This window comes from Oscillibacter valericigenes (assembly GCF_021531435.1).
In the GTDB taxonomy this organism is placed as follows: domain Bacteria; phylum Bacillota; class Clostridia; order Oscillospirales; family Oscillospiraceae; genus Oscillibacter; species Oscillibacter valericigenes_B.
In genome coordinates this window covers 24,944-42,882 of the sequence record NZ_JAFBIS010000014.1, presented here as the reverse complement: position 1 = coordinate 42,882, position 17,939 = coordinate 24,944, and the positions used below count along the sequence as shown (strand labels likewise).

19 protein-coding genes are annotated in these 17,939 nt (G+C 59.3%); 16 read left to right on the top strand and 3 right to left on the bottom strand.

What is annotated here, in order from left to right; translation table 11 throughout:
* Window positions 1-47: 47 nt before the first annotated feature.
* The gene (locus JQM68_RS09115) at window positions 48-1,022 is read right to left on the bottom strand and encodes an RluA family pseudouridine synthase (protein ID WP_235222699.1); all 975 of its coding nucleotides are present in this window, start codon (window positions 1,020-1,022) and stop codon (window positions 48-50) included.
* A gap of 99 nt (window positions 1,023-1,121) precedes the next feature.
* Here JQM68_RS09115 and JQM68_RS09110 point away from each other — a divergent pair, with 99 nt between their 5' ends.
* The 8 genes from JQM68_RS09110 (at window position 1,122) to JQM68_RS09075 (ending at window position 6,751) form a co-directional block, all read left to right on the top strand.
* Complete coding sequence (locus tag JQM68_RS09110) at window positions 1,122-1,445, top strand: hypothetical protein (protein ID WP_235222698.1); 324 nt, start codon at window positions 1,122-1,124, stop codon at window positions 1,443-1,445.
* Window positions 1,442-1,915, top strand: a complete 474-nt coding sequence (locus JQM68_RS09105; protein WP_235222697.1) for a hypothetical protein — start codon at window positions 1,442-1,444, stop codon at window positions 1,913-1,915. Before JQM68_RS09110 ends, JQM68_RS09105 begins: the two co-directional genes overlap by 4 nt.
* 82 nt (window positions 1,916-1,997) lie before the next feature.
* Window positions 1,998-2,492, top strand: a complete 495-nt coding sequence (locus JQM68_RS09100; protein ID WP_235222696.1) for a YceD family protein — start codon at window positions 1,998-2,000, stop codon at window positions 2,490-2,492.
* Window positions 2,493-2,549: 57 nt separating this feature from the next.
* Window positions 2,550-2,744, top strand: a complete 195-nt coding sequence (rpmF, locus tag JQM68_RS09095; RefSeq protein WP_235222695.1) for a 50S ribosomal protein L32 — start codon at window positions 2,550-2,552, stop codon at window positions 2,742-2,744.
* Window positions 2,745-2,864: 120 nt separating this feature from the next.
* Complete coding sequence (gene der, locus JQM68_RS09090) at window positions 2,865-4,190, top strand: ribosome biogenesis GTPase Der (RefSeq protein ID WP_235222694.1); 1,326 nt, start codon at window positions 2,865-2,867, stop codon at window positions 4,188-4,190.
* Between the two features lie 3 nt (window positions 4,191-4,193).
* Entirely contained in the window at window positions 4,194-4,832 is a 639-nt protein-coding gene (plsY, locus tag JQM68_RS09085) for a glycerol-3-phosphate 1-O-acyltransferase PlsY (protein ID WP_235222693.1), read from the top strand.
* A gap of 11 nt (window positions 4,833-4,843) precedes the next feature.
* Window positions 4,844-5,848 (top strand): NAD(P)H-dependent glycerol-3-phosphate dehydrogenase, encoded by a 1,005-nt coding sequence (locus tag JQM68_RS09080; RefSeq protein ID WP_235222692.1) that lies wholly within the window; start codon window positions 4,844-4,846, stop codon window positions 5,846-5,848.
* A gap of 21 nt (window positions 5,849-5,869) precedes the next feature.
* The gene (locus JQM68_RS09075) at window positions 5,870-6,751 is read left to right on the top strand and encodes a hypothetical protein (RefSeq protein ID WP_235222691.1); all 882 of its coding nucleotides are present in this window, start codon (window positions 5,870-5,872) and stop codon (window positions 6,749-6,751) included.
* 88 nt (window positions 6,752-6,839) lie between these two features.
* Here the strand turns inward: JQM68_RS09075 and rpmB are convergent, their stop codons facing one another.
* Window positions 6,840-7,028 (bottom strand): 50S ribosomal protein L28, encoded by a 189-nt coding sequence (gene rpmB / locus JQM68_RS09070; protein ID WP_091130221.1) that lies wholly within the window; start codon window positions 7,026-7,028, stop codon window positions 6,840-6,842.
* Window positions 7,029-7,317: 289 nt separating this feature from the next.
* Here rpmB and hprK point away from each other — a divergent pair, with 289 nt between their 5' ends.
* The 8 genes from hprK to JQM68_RS09030 all read left to right on the top strand — a co-directional run bounded on the left by hprK (window position 7,318) and on the right by JQM68_RS09030 (window position 17,225).
* On the top strand, window positions 7,318-8,256 hold the full coding sequence (gene hprK / locus JQM68_RS09065; RefSeq protein ID WP_235222690.1) for an HPr(Ser) kinase/phosphatase: 939 nt from the start codon (window positions 7,318-7,320) through the stop codon (window positions 8,254-8,256).
* Window positions 8,257-8,277: 21 nt separating this feature from the next.
* The gene (locus JQM68_RS09060) at window positions 8,278-9,216 is read left to right on the top strand and encodes an ROK family protein (protein ID WP_235222689.1); all 939 of its coding nucleotides are present in this window, start codon (window positions 8,278-8,280) and stop codon (window positions 9,214-9,216) included.
* A 20-nt stretch (window positions 9,217-9,236) separates the two neighbouring features.
* Window positions 9,237-10,157, top strand: coding sequence for a UDP-N-acetylmuramate dehydrogenase (murB, locus tag JQM68_RS09055; protein ID WP_235222688.1), 921 nt, complete (start codon window positions 9,237-9,239; stop codon window positions 10,155-10,157).
* Between the two features lie 14 nt (window positions 10,158-10,171).
* Window positions 10,172-11,035: an RNase adapter RapZ gene (gene rapZ, locus JQM68_RS09050; RefSeq protein ID WP_235222687.1), complete on the top strand. Its 864-nt coding sequence runs from the start codon at window positions 10,172-10,174 to the stop codon at window positions 11,033-11,035.
* 15 nt (window positions 11,036-11,050) lie between these two features.
* The gene (locus tag JQM68_RS09045; protein ID WP_235222686.1) at window positions 11,051-12,103 is read left to right on the top strand and encodes a gluconeogenesis factor YvcK family protein; all 1,053 of its coding nucleotides are present in this window, start codon (window positions 11,051-11,053) and stop codon (window positions 12,101-12,103) included.
* A gap of 13 nt (window positions 12,104-12,116) precedes the next feature.
* Window positions 12,117-13,016, top strand: a complete 900-nt coding sequence (gene whiA / locus JQM68_RS09040) for a DNA-binding protein WhiA (protein WP_235222685.1) — start codon at window positions 12,117-12,119, stop codon at window positions 13,014-13,016.
* Window positions 13,017-13,148: 132 nt separating this feature from the next.
* Window positions 13,149-13,595 carry a C-GCAxxG-C-C family protein gene (locus JQM68_RS09035; RefSeq protein WP_235222684.1) on the top strand — a complete coding sequence of 149 codons (447 nt, stop codon included), beginning with the start codon at window positions 13,149-13,151 and terminating at the stop codon, window positions 13,593-13,595.
* 138 nt (window positions 13,596-13,733) lie between these two features.
* The gene (locus JQM68_RS09030; protein ID WP_235222683.1) at window positions 13,734-17,225 is read left to right on the top strand and encodes a DNA polymerase III subunit alpha; all 3,492 of its coding nucleotides are present in this window, start codon (window positions 13,734-13,736) and stop codon (window positions 17,223-17,225) included.
* Window positions 17,226-17,269: 44 nt separating this feature from the next.
* On the opposite strand, the gene JQM68_RS09025 is transcribed toward JQM68_RS09030, so the two are convergent.
* The gene (locus JQM68_RS09025) at window positions 17,270-17,803 is read right to left on the bottom strand and encodes a DUF4364 family protein (RefSeq protein ID WP_235222682.1); all 534 of its coding nucleotides are present in this window, start codon (window positions 17,801-17,803) and stop codon (window positions 17,270-17,272) included.
* Window positions 17,804-17,939 lie beyond the last annotated feature (136 nt).

Here is a 17,939-nt window from a genome sequence, read left to right as displayed (position 1 = left end):
TGAATATATAGGAAGTGTCCTGAAATGTCAAGGGAATTACCAATTTTTCATTTTGAATTTGTTTTTGACGAAAAATACTTCTCCCGGAAGGGGACCTCGTCAACGGTGAACACCTTGCCCCGCAGGTAGTTCAGCATTCCCGCGTCGGTGGGCAGGTCGAAGTGCAGCTTGTAGGAATAGAGAGCCTGACGGGTCTCGTGGTAGCGCTTGTTGACGGCGCCGTTGCCGTATTTGCCGTCGCCCAGCAGGGGACAGCCGATCTCCGCCATGGAGACACGGATCTGGTGCGTCCGCCCGGTGAGCAGGCGGCACTCCACCAAAGACAGTTCTCCCCGGTTTTCCAGCGTTTTATAAAGGGTAACGGCGGTTTTGCCGCCGGGGACGGGGCGGCGGTAAAACGACACCAGCTTTTTGGCCTCGTCCTTCAGCAAAAAGCCCTCGATCTTTCCCTCCGCGGGCCGGGGATGGCCCACAGTGACGCAGAGGTAGGACTTTTCCAGCTCATGGTCCCGAATTTTCTCATTGATGATGCGCAGCGTCTCGGCGTTTTTGGCGGCGATGACGATGCCGCCGGTGTTCCGGTCGATGCGGTTGCACAGGGCGGGTGTGAAGGCGTTCTCCCACTTGGGGTTCCACTCTTTTTTCTGATACAGGTACGCCTGGATGTGGTTGATGAGGGTGTTGACCTTTTCCGTCTCGTCGGCATGGACCACCATGCCGGGACGCTTGTCCACAAGAAGCAGGTTCTCGTCCTCGTAGACGATGTTCAGCACCGGCTTGAACACCGTCAGAAAGAGATTTTCCTCGTTGGGCTTGTCAAAGAACTCGTCGTTGATATATAATTGTAAAATATCGCCCACCGCGAGACGCTGGTCCCGCTTGGAGCCTTTCCCGTTGACCTTGATGCGCTTGAGCCGGATATATTTTTGCAGCAGGGCAGGGGGCAGCAGGGGCAGGTTCTTGGATACGAACCGATCCAGCCGCTGTCCGGCGTCATTTTTCCCAATCGTAAACTCCCGCATATCTGCCCCTCCCGCAAGTTCATAAATCGTTATCATCATACCTGTTTACCGGCGGGTTGTAAAGGCCGGAATTTTTTCACTGGATTAGGAGAATCTTTTATGGAAAACAATCAGAAGCAGACCGGCAAGGTGAATATCGTCCGGGCGCTGGCGGCCATTTATCTGCTGTTCCTGGCGTTCCGGATGCTGCGGTCGGTCGTCAAAGGCGAGACGGGCATGGTTGCTGTGAGCATCGCCGGCGCATTGGTCTTTGCAGCTGTGGGCGGGTATCTGGCCTACTGCGAGTGGAAGGCGTACCGCTTCGGCCTGGCGCACAAGGACGACCCGGAGACCTGGAACGACGACCCGGATTTGCCGGAGCCCGCCGGGGAAGAGCCGGAAGAAGAAAACTTTGAGCTGGAAGGACCGGAGGATGAGCCATGAATGACGAGCTGCTTGCCGCCGTGCAGACCGGCAGGGAATGGATGGACCGTTTTACCCGGAAAGAGTATACCCGGGCTTTCCGGGAATACACCCAGCGCTTCGGTCCCCTTTATATGGAAGCCGTCCGTGCCGCCGGAGAGAAGGGCCTGGGCGCCCTGGCCGGAAGCTTGCTGGACGGGCTGGAGGAGGGGTGGAAACGCCAGCGGTTCTGGAACCGCGCCGCCGTCCGGACCACGGAGAAGCAGATGATGGTGACCTACCTGTCCCCGATGCTGCTGGGGCTGGAGGAGCCGGGCTGCCAGCGTCTGGCGGAGCTGCTGCGGGACGGCTGGGCCGCCCGCTGGCCCAAGGACGCCTATGGGATCACGGATTACAAAACCATTCGCGGCGGCTTCCGCAATGTGATCCTGGGTGTGGACCTGGGGAGCCTGAACCGGGACCCGGAGGATGACGGGGAAGAGCCGGAATAATTTTATGCGGATTTTGAAAAAACTGTTTGACAATAGCCTTTCCATCCCTTATAATACTAACCGTGTCATTGCGAGGTAGCTTATGCTTTTGAACGTAAAACCCATCCTGAACACCCCCGGAAAGCAGTTGGATTTCCAGTTTGAACTGGACCTTTCCGACATGGAATTTTCCGGCCGGTATCCGGTCAGCCGCCCGGTGGCCGTCCGCGGAGAAGTCCGCAATACGGCGGGTATCCTGGAGCTGACATTGAATGCCCGGACCACGCTGGACGCCGTGTGCGACCGCTGCGGCAAGGCGTTCAAACAGGACAAGGATGTGCCCTTTGCCTGTATGCTGGCGGAGGAACTCCAGAACGAGGACAACGACGAGATCGAGCTTCTGGAGGACGGCATGGTGGATGTGGGCGAGTTGGCCCGCACCGCGTTCATCCTCGACATGGACACGAAAACTCTGTGTTCAGAAGATTGCAAGGGACTCTGCCCCCGGTGCGGCGCCGATCTGAACCTCGGCCCCTGCTCCTGTAAAAAGGAGACCGATCCCCGGCTGGCGGTCCTGGCCAAGCTTTTGGAGAAATAAAGTAAAAATAAGGACGGGCACGGTTCCGGGCCTTTGAAAGATCAAGGAGGTGTCACAATGGCAGTACCTAAGGGAAAAGTATCCAAAGCAAGACGCGACAAGCGCCGCAGCTCCGTTTGGAAGCTGGAGGCTCCCGGTCTCGTTGCTTGCCCCAAATGCGGTGCGCTGCACCTGCCTCACAGAATGTGCCAGGAGTGCGGTTACTACAATGGCCGCGAGGTCAAGGTTGTCAAGTCCGTCGTCGCAAAATAAGGAAGCTTGCTTTAGGAGGGAAGACATTCTTCCCTCCTTACTTTTTGTCTTGCTAACCTGCCTGTGGGCGGGTATAATATACTTGCTTTACTATGAAATCAAGAAAGGATGTGAGAGCCGATGAAACCCATCGTTGCCATCGTGGGCCGCCCCAATGTGGGCAAGTCCATGCTGTTCAATAAGCTGATCGGCAAGCGGCTTTCGATCGTGGAGGATACCCCGGGCGTCACCCGGGACCGCATTTACGGGGAGACCGACTGGAACGGCCGGAAGTTTACCCTCATCGACACCGGAGGCATCGAGCCCCGTACGGATAACCAGATTTTGGAATTCATGCGGGACCAGGCCCAGATCGCCATTGAAAACGCCACCGTTATCGTGTTTCTGACGGATATTAAGACGGGCCTCACCGCCTCCGACCATGAAGTGGCCAACATGCTGCTGCGCAGCGGAAAGCCCATCGTGCTGGCGGTGAACAAGATGGACTCCACCGGCGTGCCGGACCCCGATTTTTACGAGTTTTATAACCTGGGCCTGGGCGACCCCATCGCCGTTTCCGCTGTCCACGGTCACGGCACCGGAGACCTGCTGGACGCCTGCGTCCGGTATTTCCCGCCGGAGGAGGAAGAGGAGGAAGAGGACGATGCCATCAAGGTGGCGGTCATCGGCAAGCCCAACGCGGGTAAATCCTCCCTGGTGAACAAGATCTTGGGGGAGAACCGGGTCATCGTCTCCGACGTGGCGGGCACCACCCGGGACGCTATCGACTCCCGCTTTGAAAACGACAAGGGCAAGTTCGTCTTCATCGACACCGCCGGTATCCGCAAGAAGTCCAAGGTGGAGGAGGACATCGAGAAGTACAGCGTCCTTCGCGCTACCATGGCCATTGAGCGCAGCGATGTGTGCCTCATCATGATCGACGCCACCGAGGGCGTCACGGAGCAGGACACCAAGGTGGCTGGCCTGGCCCATGAGGCGGGCAAGGCCAGCATTATCGTCATCAACAAGTGGGACCTTGTGGAAAAAGACGACAAGACCATGGACAAAATGCGGGAAAAAGTCCGGCAGGACCTGGCCTTTATGACCTATGCCCCCATTATGTTCATCTCTGCCAAGACCGGCCAGCGGGTGGACAAGCTGTTTGACATGATCGACTACGTGTCGAACCAGGCCAGCGTCCGCATCACCACGGGGATGCTGAACAACGTCCTGGAGGATGCCCAGACCCGGGTGCAGCCTCCCACGGACAAGGGCCGCCGGCTGAAAATTTATTATATGACCCAGGTGGGCATCCGTCCGCCCCATTTCGTCATCTTCTGCAACGATTCCCGGCTGTTCCACTTCTCCTACCGGCGGTATCTGGAGAACTGCATCCGCAACACCTTTGGTCTGGAGGGCACCCCTGTGATCATGTCCATCCGGCAGAAGGGCGATAAGGAGGAGTGAGTCATGGGCGAAAATTGGTGGCTGACCATTTTCATTTACTATGGCGGCCTCGCGATTGTTTCTTATTTCCTTGGCTGCTTTAACGGCGCTGTCATCGTATCCAAATATATCCTGCGGGATGATGTGCGCACCCATGGCAGCGGCAACGCGGGACTGACCAACTTTTACCGGACCTTCGGAGGCCCTCTGACCGCTGTGGTGATCTTGTGCGACGTGCTGAAGGCGGTGATTGCCGTCCTGATCGGCGCATGGATTTTTGGAATGATGGGAAATGCGCTGTTAGGCAAATACTGGGCTGCTCTGTTCTGCCTGCTGGGTCATATGTTCCCCTGCATGTTCCACTTCAAGGGCGGCAAGGGCATCCTCTCCGGCGGCACCATCGCGCTGATGATCGACTGGCGCATTGCCCTGGTGGTCTGGGGCGGGTTCCTGATTTTGACCGTCCTGACCCGGTACGTATCCCTGGGCTCCCTGTGGGCCGGGGCCAGCTTCCCGTTTATCTCCTGGTACTGCTACACTGATCCTCTTATCGTCGTTTTGGCTTTCGCCTGCGGCGGACTGGTGGTCTGGCAGCACCGGGCCAATATCAAGCGGCTCCTGAACGGTACGGAAAATAAGTTCAGCCTGCATCATAAAAAATAGGAGGAACGGCCATGAAAGCAGTGGTGTTAGGCAGCGGCGGCTGGGGCACGGCCCTGAGCCAGGTCCTCTGCGACAACGGTCACGACACATATCTCTGGTCCCACAGCCCGGAGAAGGCCGCTCAAATGGCCCGGACACGGGAAAATCCTCTGCTGAAGGGGGTCCGCCTGCCGGATGGCCTCCAGATCACCAGCGACCTTTCCTGCCTGGAGGGGGCGGATATGGTGGTGTCCGCGCCGCCGTCCTTTGCCGTCCGGGAGACGGGCAAAAAAATGGCGCCCTATCTGCGGCCGGACAGCATTTTGGTCACGGTCTCCAAGGGCATCGAGCGGGATACGAACCTGCGCATGAGCCAGGTTCTGCAGGAAGTGACCGGGAATATCTGTAAAGTAGTTGCGCTTTCCGGCCCCTCCCACGCAGAGGAAGTGGGGATTCGGATGCCCACCGGCTGCGTGTCTGCCTGCCCGGATCGGACGGCAGCCCGTTTTGTCCAGGACACCTTTATGAACGACTACTTCCGCATCTATACCAGCTACGACATCGTGGGCGTGGAGCTGGCGGCGGCGCTGAAAAACGTGGTGGCCCTGAGCTGCGGCATCTGCACCGGCCTGGGATTCCAGGACAACACCAAGGCCCTGCTGATGACGCGCGCTATGGCGGAGCTGACCCGTTTGGGCGAGCAGCTGGGCGGCACCCGCCGCACATTCGGCGGCCTGGCGGGGATGGGCGACCTGATCGTCACCTGCACCTCCATGCACTCCCGGAACAACCGGGCGGGCATCCTCATCGGCCAGGGCAGGACCGTCCAGCAGGCCATGGAGGAGGTCGGCGCGGTGGTGGAGGGCTACTACGCCGCCGAGAGCATCCACCAGCTGGCGGAGCGGGAGGGCGTGGACATGCCCATCTGCCGCTGCGCTTACGAGGTGCTGTACCAGGGCAAAAATGTCCGGGAAGTGGTGACGGAGCTGATGACCCGCGCCAAGAAGGACGAATTGCTGGAAACCACCTGGATGTAAGGGAAAAGGGGGGTTCCGGATATGCGAGTTTCAGAATATGATGCTTTTGGCCCATGGGTCTATGAGATCGATGGGGACCATCCGCTGCCGCCGCTGTTCGTGCCCTATGTGGACAGCAGCCGGGCGTATCGGATGCTGTTCAAGATCCCCCGGAATATTGAGCGGCGGAAGGCCACCCCGGACATGGACCTCTATGACCAGGTGGTGGGAGCGGATGATGAAGCCGTTTACGTCTGGACCCGGCGGGAAAAAACGGTGGAGAGCACGGTTGTTCCCCTGAGGGAAGTCACCGGCGTCCGGCTGTACCAGAGGCTGCTTCTCGGTATCTGCACGATTTATGGGCAGGATGGCGGCACGGAGATCCGCTACAACACCGTGTCCGCTTCGGTCATGCGGAAGTTCGCGGAGCTGCTCCGCGGAGAGTACCCGGCGGAAAACGCGGCTCCGGCCGGCCTCCGGGGCGACCCGGACCTGCGGGAGGAGCAGGTGGATATCTGGCTTTATAACCAGATGCGGGATCTGCGGGAACAGGGAACGGCCTTTGCGCTGGACGCCTACCAGCCCTGCTGGAGCGCGGTTCGGACGGGGAAACGGTTTCCCTGGACAAAGCCGGAGGAATTTGCCGGGACGCTGTATCTCCACAATGACCGGGAAATGCTGCTGCTGCGCAGCGGCAAGCCGGAGCGGAAAGGAGAGCAGAAGTACAGCGCCGAGTTTACCTCCATCCCGTGGACATCGTTACAGGGTGTTTCTCTTACGCAGAATCCCCAGTATACGGACTGCCTGATGGCGGAGTTTTCTCTGCCCGGTACGGTCCTGCGGACAGAGGTGCCGTCTTCCAATCGCGGCGCGGTCCATTTCCTGGAAGAGCTGGCGGAGCGCCGGCCCGCCGTACATCCTTAAAATAAAAAACCCGTGGAAGCGGCGTTTCCACGGGTTTTTGAAAAAAAGAAATCCCGGACAAATGTCCGGGATTTTTGTTTGTCCAACGTTAGATCGCTCTGGTGACCTTACCGGAACGCATACACCGGGTACAAACATACACATGGCGGGGGGAACCGTTGACGATCGCCTTCACACGCTTCACATTGGGCTTCCAGGGACGATTGGAACGCCGATGAGAGTGAGAAACCTGAATACCGAAGGTCACGCCCTTGTCGCAGAACTCGCACTTTGCCATCCGTTGCACCTCCTTGCTGTTGCGTACTTCCATGCCAACTTTCATAGGCACGTTTGATATAATAACAGAATCATTCCCAAAATGCAAGAAGAATTTTCAAAAAATATGAAGAAATTTTGCGGGTATTTTGCTGCGGCCGAAAATGGGGAAGGTGTTGCGGAATCAGGGAAATTCATATATAATAAAAGCAATTTTAAACGACTGATTTTCTGCCACCCCAGCCGGGTGTTCGCAGGAGTGTGGAAACGGGTGCGGTGGACTCCGCGCCGGAAAGACGAGGGAAACTTTTATGAGTGAAAACGGATTGAAGATCACAGAATTTGTCAAGACCTTTGACCTGGAAGTGCTGAACCAGGGGAGCGGCTATGATTCCGCCCGGCTGACCATCACGGATGTCAACCGGCCGGGGCTTCAGTTCCACGATTTCTACGATTATTTCGATCCCCGGCGTTTGCAGGTCATCGGCAAGGCCGAGGTCACCTACCTGGGAAGTCTGACGGCAGAACAGCGCCGCAAATGCTTTGACGACCTGTTTCAGTATGACATTCCCGCGCTGGTGATCTCCCGGGGACTGGACTGCTTCCCGGAGTGCCTGGAGAGCGCCCGGGAGCATGAGCGGACGCTGCTGCGTACCCAGGAGACCACTGTGGATTTCACCAGCCATACGATCGAGTATTTGAACCGCGTATTGGCCCCCTGCGTTACCCGGCACGGCGTCCTGCTGGATATTTACGGCGAGGGCGTCATGATCACCGGCGACTCCGGCGTCGGCAAGAGCGAGGCGGCTATCGAGCTGATCATGCGGGGCCACCGTCTGGTGGCGGACGACGCGGTGGAGCTGCGGCGTATTTCCAACCAGCTGATCGGCACCGCCCCGGAGGTCATCCGGCACTACATTGAACTGCGGGGCATCGGCGTTATCGACGTGCGGCAGCTGTTTGGGATGCGGGCGATCAAAGTGGAGTCCCAGTTGGATCTGGTGGTCCACTTTGAGCAGTGGGACCAGACGAAGTTCTATGACCGCCTTGGCATTGAGGACCACTTTACGGATATTCTGGATGTTCAGGTGCCTATCGTCACCATTCCGGTGCGGCCGGGCCGGAACCTGGCCAGCATTGTTGAGGTGGCGGCGATGAACAACCGGCACCGGAAATTCGGCTATAACGCCGCCCGGGACCTGGCCCAGCGGGTGGATCTGCGGGCGGATCTTGGCAGCGGAAAGATTTGATGACTTTGGAGGAGAGAAAACGTGTATATTGGGATCGATGTGGGCGGCACAAATTTAAAGGCCGGCCTTGTGGATCAGAGCGGGACGATTCTGGCAGTAGAACGCACGCCCCTGGACTTCCGGGGGCCGGAGAGCTTTGCAGACACACTGGCGTCGCTGGCAAAAGCGGTCATGGCCTCCGGCGGCGCGGCGGCACAGGATGTGGAATATGTGGGCATTGGCATTCCCGGCGCCGTGGCCGGCGGAGATATTTTATATACCGCCAACATCCCCATGAAGAATGTACCGCTGGAGAAGCTGTTCCGGCAGCATCTGAACCTGCCTGTGCTGTTGGGCAACGATGCGGACTGCGCCGCCGTGGGCGAGTGGAGCTGCGGCGTGGGCCGGGGCACCAAGCATTTTATTGTTATCACCCTGGGCACCGGCGTGGGCGGCGGCATGATCCTGAACGGCAAGCTGTACAGCGGATGCGGCGCCGGAGGCGAGGTGGGCCACATCGTCGTGCAGAAGGACGGTGTCCCCTGCAACTGCGGACGCCGGGGCTGCTGGGAGGCCTACGCCTCCGCCACCGGCCTGATCCGGGAAACAACAGAGGCGATGAAGGCCCATCCTGAGAGCCTTCTCCACCAGGTGGCCGCCCAAAACGGCGCCGTGGACGGGCGGACGTCCTTTCAGGCGGCGGAGCAGGGTGACGAGACCGCCCTGGCGGTGTGCCGCAGCTATGCTGAATATCTGGCTTCCGGTTTGACAGACCTGGTGAACATCCTGCACCCCGAGGCCGTGGCACTGGGCGGCGGCGTGGCCGCCGCGCCGGAGTATTTGCTGCTGGACCCTGTGCGGGAGATCGTGGCCAGGGAATGCTATGCCCGACATGTGGGCCAGGTGCCCCATATCGTGCGGGCCGAGCTGGGCAATGACGCCGGCATCATCGGCGCGGCCATGTTGGGCCGGGCAATCTGATTTTTCTGGGAGGTCTTTCCATGTCTTGGGAGACAGAACTTGACCAATGGACGGCGGAGTATCTGCCGGACCTGAAGATCACCAATGACGAGCCCATGAGCCGCCATACCTCTTTCCGGGTGGGCGGTCCGGCGAAGCGGATGGCGTTTCCTGCCAGCGGTGAGCAGCTGGTACTGCTGCTGGACCGTGCCCGGGAATGCGGCGCGCGGCCGCTGGTCATCGGCAACGGCACGAACCTGCTGGCCCCGGACGAGGGCCTGGACCGCCTGGTGATCGATACCTCCGCCGGGCTGAACCGGCTGGAGCCGGGCACAGAGCCGGACACCCTGACGGCGGAAGCGGGGGTATCCCTGGCGCGCCTCGCGGACTTTGCCTGCAAACAGGGTTTGACGGGACTGGAATTTGCCCACGGCATCCCCGGCACGGTGGGCGGCGCGGTGTGCATGAACGCCGGCGCTTACGATGGGGAGATGAAGCAGGTCATCGAGCGTGTGACCGTCCTGTTCCCGGAGGAGGGCATTAAGACCCTCTCCTGCGGGGAGATGGACTTTTCTTACCGCCACAGCCTGCTGTCCGACCATCCTGACGCGGTGGTGCTGCGGGCGACGTTCCGTCTGGTCCCCGGTGACCGGGAGACCATTCGGGCCAGGATGCGGGAGCTGATGGCCCGCCGCAAGGCCAGCCAGCCGCTGGAATATCCCAGCGCGGGCAGTACCTTCAAACGGCCCGCAGGCTATTTTGCCGGGACGCTTATCGAGAGTAGCGGACTGAAGGGCCTGACCGTGGGCGGCGCCCAGGTCAGCGAGAAGCACGCGGGCTTCGTCATCAACACCGGCACCGCCACAGCAGCGGATGTTCTGGCGGTCATCCGGCAGGTGCAGGACCGTGTATACGCGGAAAAGGGCGTCCGGCTGGAGCCGGAGGTCCGTATCATCCATTGAGAGAGGCGTTAAACATGGATATTCTTATCATCTCCGGACTGTCCGGCGCGGGAAAGAGCAAGGCGGCGTCCTATCTGGAGGACATGGGCTTTTATATCGTGGACAACATGCCTGCCGCCATGATTTTGAAATTCGCCGAATTCTGCGCCGGGGGCAATGGCCGGTATGACCGGGTGGCCCTGGTGTACGATGTGCGGACGGCCAATTCCTTCACGGAGCTGTTCGATGTGCTGGATAAGCTGCGGGCCATGGAGGGCGCCTGCCGGATGCTGTTCCTGGAGGCGGCGCCGGAGGTCATCATCAAGCGGTACAAGGAGACCCGCCGCCGTCATCCCCTGGCGGACCAGACGGACTCTCTGGCGGAGGCTGTCCACCGGGAGCGGGAGCTGATGCAGCCGGTGCGGGAGCGGGCGGATTACGTGATCGACACCTCCCACACCTCTACTGCCCAGCTCCGGGGCGAACTGCTGCGATTGTTCGGAGAGGCGGGGGAGAAGGGCGGCATGACCGTCAGCGTCACCTCCTTCGGCTACAAATACGGCCTGCCCCTGGAGGCGGACCTGGTTTTTGATGTGCGCTTTATGCCCAATCCCTTTTACATGGAGGAACTGCGCCCCCAGACGGGCTTGGATCAGGCGGTCAGCGACTATGTGTTTTCCTTCCAGCAGACCCAGGGGTGCATGAAACGTCTGGAGGACCTGCTGTCCTTCACCCTGCCGCTGTATGCGGAGGAGGGGAAAACCTCGCTTGTTATCGCGGTGGGCTGCACCGGCGGCCACCACCGCTCCGTGGCGGTCACACACGCTTTGGCGGAATTTATCAGGGGCCTTGGCTATCAGGTGACGGAGAACCACCGGGACATGAGCCGCGGCAGCTGACGGGAAAGGAGCCACATGGAAAGACTGCGCGGTCTGTCCCCCAAGGCGAGAGGGCCCAGGATCGCCGTCATCGGCGGCGGACATGGGCTGTCCAATATGCTGCGGGGCTTAAAACGCTATACGGAAAATATCTCCGCCATCGTCACGGTGGCGGATGACGGCGGCGGCAGCGGGATGCTGCGCCAGGACTTGGGGATGCCTCCTCCGGGGGACATCCGCAACTGCCTGGAGGCCCTGGCCAACACGGAGCCGCTGATGAGCGAGCTGATGCACTACCGCTTTACCGAAGGGTCCCTGGCGGGACAGAGCTTCGGAAACCTGTTTTTGGCTGCTCTTAACGGGATCTCTCCATCCTTTGACACGGCGGTGCGCCGGATGAGCGAAGTCCTGGCGATCACGGGCCGGGTATTGCCTGTGACCACCGCCGACGTGCAGCTGGAAGCGGAGTTTGAAAACGGTGCGTCGGTGGTTGGGGAATCCAAAATCTTTTACTGCAAAAAGAAAGAGGACTGCCGGATCACCAAGGTGCACCTGATTCCGGAGCATCCCAAGGCGCTGCCGGAGGCCATGGACGCCATCCGGGAGGCGGACCTGCTGATCCTGGGGCCAGGGAGCCTTTATACCAGCATCATCCCCAATCTGCTTGTGGACGGCATCGTGGAGGCAATCCAGTCGTCCCAGGCGCTGAAGGTCTATGTCGCCAATGTGATGACCCAGGAGGGGGAGACGGAGGGCTATACCGCCTCCGACCACATCGCGGCGATTTTCCAGCACTCAGCGCCGGGACTGTTTGACCTGTGCCTGACCAATTCCTCGCCGATCCCCCGGGATGTGGCGGCCCGGTATGCCCAGGAGGGGGCGGAGCCATTGCGGTATGACGCGGGGCGCTGCGCCGCGCTGGGCGTGGAGCTGGTGAGCCGGCCCATCGCCACAGTGGAGAACGGCTACGTCCGCCACCATTCGGAAAATCTGGCCCGGGAGCTGATCCTGCTTCACGCGGAGCGGAGCGTTCGCATCGCCGGAGAGGACTTCCGGAAGGACAGCTACCGTCTTGAGCGAAAACAGTGACGAAAGGGAACTTATGTCATTTTCATTCGATACAAAAAATGAATTATGCCGCCTGCCGGTTCAGAAGCTGTGCTGCGCCCGGGCGGAGGCCTACGGTATCCTGCTCTACTGCAACACGTTCAGCTCCACGGAGGTCCGTATCATCACGGAGAATCCCAACTTTGCCGCACGCCTTCCGAAGCTGTTCCACCGGGCGTTCAATCTTCACTTTGACCGCCAGCCGGAACCTGGGGCAGAGGGCAAGATGGTGTTCCAGATCACGGACCGAAAGAAATTGGATCATATCACAAACCTGCTGGGCTATGATCCCCGGCAGAATCTGGTGCTGCACGTCAACTTCGCCATGCTGGAGGAGGAGTGCTGCCGCGCTTCCTTCCTGCGGGGCATCTTCTTTGCCGGGGGGAGCATTACCGATCCTCTGAAGCGCTATCATTTGGAGCTGACGACATCCCATGCACAGGCCAGCCGGGAGCTGGATGTGCTGCTGCGGGAGTGCGGCTATCCACCGAAAAGCGTGTCCCGAAACGGCAGCTTTGTGACCTATTTCAAGCAGAGCGACCAGATCGAGGACTTTCTCACGATGATCGGCGCTCCGGTGGCGGCCATGAACGTGATGAGCGCCAAACTGGAAAAGGACCTGCGGAACAGCGTGAACCGGCGGCTGAACTGCGACAGCGCAAATCTGGACAAGGCGGTCCTGGCCTCCCAGGAACAGCTGGAGGCCATCCGCGCCCTTCAGACGGCCGGCCTTTTGGAGCAGCTGCCGGACAAGCTGCAGTTGACGGCGGCGCTTCGCCTGGAAAATCCGGAGCTGACCCTCAGTGAACTGGCGGAAGAATTTGACCCGCCGGTGAGCAAATCCTGTTTGAACCACCGGCTGCGAAAAATTTTGGAGCTGGCAAAAGGACTGTAAAGCTGATAAACTTGCTGCCGTGCGTTTGCCTTTCCCTGACGCTGATCTGTACATACGGCAAGGCGGACGCATCTGACTGTTTATTTGCGGAAAGCGATTTCTGAAAGAATGTTTTAAAGGAGAGAATCAGGCATGCATACAAACCGGTGTGAATTGGCAGACAACTATCATAAGCAGGGCTATAACTGCTGTCAGAGTGTGCTGGCGGCGTTTTCTGATTTAACGGGCCTGTCCGAGCAGGCCAGCTTTGACCTGGGCGGCGGTTTCGGCAGCGGCGCGGGTACGGGAGAGCTGTGCGGCGCGCTTTCCGGCGCTATCATGGCGCTGGGCCTTCTGACGCCTGTTGACATGACGGATCCTGTGGGCAGCAAAAAGCGGACGGTGGCCCAGGCAAAAGAGCTGCAAAAGCGGTTTTCCGAGAAATTCGGCGCGCTCCGCTGCCAGGATCTGCTGAAAAACAAATTTACCCCGGATGACACCACGCCTGCCGCCAAGACGCTGGGTCTGACGGGCCACTGCGCCATTATGGTCGTCACCGCTGTGGAGATCGTTGAGGCAATGCTGGCAGAGCGTGGCTGAAGATGCGGAAAAGAAAGCGGGCAGAACGGTGAATTGCTTTCACGCGGCGCGGACCGGTGATCGCTTGATCCTGGCCGGATCGTTCGGCGTGCGGCTTTTCGGACTGCTGAGAGAAGAATAAAAGAACAGGAGCGTACCATGTCCTTCGTCCATTTACATGTTCATACGGAATACAGCCTGCTGGACGGCGCCTGCCGCATCCGGGACCTGCCCAAGGTGGTGAAGGAGCTGGGACAGACCGCCTGCGCCATCACTGACCACGGCGTGATGTACGGCGTCATTGACTTTTACCGCGCCTGCAAGACCGAGGGCGTCAAGCCCATCATCGGCTGTGAGGTGTATATGACGCCCAAAGGCCGCTCCCGGTTTGAGAAGATCCACGAGTTCGATGCGGAGAGCCGTCATCTGGTGCTGCTGTGCGAGAATGAGGAGGGCTACCGCAACCTCTCCTACATGGTCTCCATGGCCTGGACGGAGGGCTTTTATATCAAGCCCCGTATCGATCTGGCCCTTTTGCGGGAGCACAGCAAGGGCCTGATCGCCCTGTCCGCGTGTCTCGCGGGTGAGATCCCCCGGATGCTGCGGAACGGCGAGTATGAGAACGCCAAGAATTACGCCCTGCAAATGCAGGAGATTTTCGGCCCGGAGCATTTCTACCTGGAACTTCAGGATCATGGTATCCGGGACCAGGCAGTCGTCAACCAGAGTGTTTTGCGCATCCACCGGGAGACCGGCATCCCCATGGTATGCACCAATGACGCGCACTATCTGCGCAAAGAGGACGCCGAGGCCCATGATGTGCTGCTGTGCATCCAGACCGGAAAGACCCTGGATGACGAGAACCGGATGCGCTATGAGCCACAGAACTTTTACCTCCGCAGCGAGGCGGAGATGGCGGAGCTGTTTGAGGATTATGAAGGCGCCATGGAAAACACCGCCAAAATCGCGGAGATGTGCAATCTGGAATTTACCTTCGGCAAGTACCATCTGCCGGAATTCCAGCTTCCTCCGGGCTATGACAGCTTTTCCTATCTGAAAAAGCTCTGCGACGAGGGCTACAAGGAGCGGTACGGAGAGAACGACCAGTACCGGGGCCAGCTCCAATACGAGCAGGATATGATCGAGAAGATGGGCTTTACGGACTATTTTCTGATCGTTTCCGACTTCGTTCGCTATGCCAAGAGCGTCGGTATTCCCGTGGGCCCGGGCCGCGGCAGCGCGGCGGGCTCCATGGTCAGTTATTGCCTGCATATCACGGACATTGACCCCATGCAATACAGCCTGTACTTCGAGCGCTTTTTGAATCCGGAGCGGGTCAGTATGCCGGATATTGACATGGATTTCGGCGACACCCGCCGGGGCGAGGTGGTGGATTACGTCCGCCGCAAGTACGGCGATGACCATGTGGCCCAGATCGTCACCTTCGGCACCATGGCCGCCCGGGGTGTCATCCGGGACGTGGGTCGGGTCATGAACATTCCCTACGCCGAGGTGGACCAGATCGCCAAGCAGGTGCCCAATACCCTGCATATCACCCTGGACGACGCCCTGCGGCTGAGCAAGCCCCTGTCTGACCTCTACGATACCGACGAGCGGGTGAGAAAGCTCATCGACACCGCCAAAGCCCTGGAGGGAATGCCCCGCCACGCATCCACCCACGCCGCCGGCGTGGTCATTACGAAACGGCCGGTGTACGAGTATGTGCCCCTGGCGAAAAACGACGAGGCGGTGGTGTGTCAGTACGTCATGACGACACTGGAGGAGCTGGGCCTGCTGAAAATGGACTTTCTGGGCCTGCGGAACCTGACGGTGCTGGACGACGCGGTGAAAATGGTGCAGGAGCACCAGCCAGACTTCCGGCTGGAGGACATCCCCGAGGACGACAAGGAGACCTTTGAGATGATCTCCCGGGGCCAGACCAGCGGCGTGTTCCAGATGGAATCCACCGGCATGACCGGGGTCTGCGTGGGATTGAAGCCCCAGAACATTGAGGACATCACCGCAATCATCGCCCTGTACCGTCCCGGGCCTATGGACTCCATTCCCCGGTTTATCGCCTGCAAGCAGAATCCCAAGCTCATCACCTACAAGCACCCGTCTCTGGAGCCGATTTTGTCCATCACCTATGGATGCATCGTGTACCAGGAGCAGGTCATCCAAATCTTTCAGCAGCTGGGCGGCTACTCCCTGGGCCAGGCGGACATGGTGCGCCGGGCCATTTCCAAGAAAAAGGCCGCCCAGATCCAAAAGGAGAAGGACGCCTTCATCCACGGCGACCCGGAGCGGGGTATTTCGGGCTGTGTTGCAAACGGCATCCCGGAGGCGACTGCCGAGGCCATTTACCAGGAAATTTACGATTTTGCCAACTACGCTTTCAACAAGGCCCACGCCGTCTCCTACGCGGTGGTGGCCTACCAGACGGCGTACTTCAAATGTCACTTTACAAAGGAGTATATGGCGGCACTGTTGACCTCTGTGCTGGACAACTCCGACAAGGTGGCGGGCTATATCAACGAGTGCAAGGATTGCGGCATCGCCCTGCTGCCGCCGGACATCAACCGTTCCTCCGACCGCTTTACCGTGGAGGAGGGCGGTATCCGCTTCGGCTTGGTGGCAATCAAAAACATTGGCCGGGGCTTCATTCAGGCTGTCATGCGGGAGCGGGAGAACGGGCCTTTCACATCCCTCCACGACTTCTGCGCACGGATGATGGGCAGCGACATGAACAAGCGGGCGGTGGAGAACCTCATTCGGGCGGGGGCCTTTGACTCCACCGGAGCCCGCCGCTCCCAGCTTGTCAAGGTCTACGAGACGGTGATGGACTCCATCGCCGCCCAGCAGCGGCAGAACCTAGAAGGGCAGATGGACTTTTTCTCCATGGCCGCCGGCAATTCCACCGCAAACACTGTGAAGGAGATCCCCTTGCCGGACATTCCGGAGTATACCGCCCAGGAACTGATGACCATGGAGAAGGAGACCACAGGCCTCTACCTTTCCGGCCACCCCATGGACCAGTACCGGGACATTGTGCGGAAGCTGAACGCGCCGTCCATCGGCTCGATTCTGGAGGATTTTGCCCAGGAGGGCGGCCCGGTGCGCTTTGCGGACAACCAGCGCATCACCATCGCCGGCGTGGTGACCTCCAGCAAGACCAAGACCACCAAAAACAACAGCCTGATGGCCTATGTGACGGTAGAGGACGATACCGCCGCCATGGAGCTGCTGTGTTTTTCCCGGGTGCTGGATACCTGCGGCGCCTATTTGAAGGAAAATCAGGCCGTCGTGGTGAAGGGGCGGCTGTCCGTCCGGGATGAAAAGGCACCCCAGATCATGTGCGATTCCGCCTATCCGCTGTCCACGGTGGAGGGCGGCCTGCCGCCCAAGCCCCAGCCGCAGCCCAAAGGGGAGAAGCGGGTGCAGGGGAGCACACTGTATTTGAAATTCCCCAGCATCGACGACCCGGCGGTACGGCATATGAAGCTGGTGTTCAACATGTTCCCCGGTACGACCCAGGTCAAAATGGTGATGGCGGATACCCGGAAGGTCTACGCAACCCAGGTGCTGCTCCACAAAGCCTTGGTCGAGGAGGCACGGGAGACGCTGGGGGCGGAAAATGTAGTCGTAAAATGAGAGACATAAAGAAAACAGCCGCTTCGACGGCTGTTTTCTTATCTTTACTGTTCACTGTCTTCCATCAGCAGTTTCATGATCTGGCTGTAAATGCGCTCCGGCTCCTTCTGAAAGCGGTCCGCCAGGAGCTTTGCGATGTCCTGCCGCACTGCCATGAGCCTCAGATCCATGACGTTGCCCATGTCGTCGTCCAGGCTCATCCGCACGGTAAAGGTGCCGTTGGAGCGCTGGTCCACCGAGGTTTTCACCTGATTTTTCCGCCGGAGCTTCCGGTTCCAGGCGGCCAGGTTTTTGTCGCACCGAAGCCGCACAGAGTAGGGAATGGAGGATTCGCAGATCTGGCTGTTCCGCAGGCCTTTGTCGGTAATGGCATACAGCCCCGTGTCAGACAGCGTCAGATGCCCGGTATCCACCAGATCCCGCAGGCATTCGGAAAAATCAAAATAGCCCACGCCGTCGTCGCACATGGTCAAATCCAGCATCGTGTCAAAGGGGATAGGCTCAATGACACGGGCGGCGATATAGAGAATGAGAAATTTGATCTCCAGTTTGTCGTGGATAAAGCCGCGGCCTTCCATAAAAGACACCTCCAGATGTAGATTTTCCTTTGAACATAGTATACCGCATCTGGTGGCGGTTTGTACAGAGTGAAATCGAAAAAGGGCGGAGACTCGCTTGACGGAGCCTGACGGTGCTGGTATCATATGGTTATTA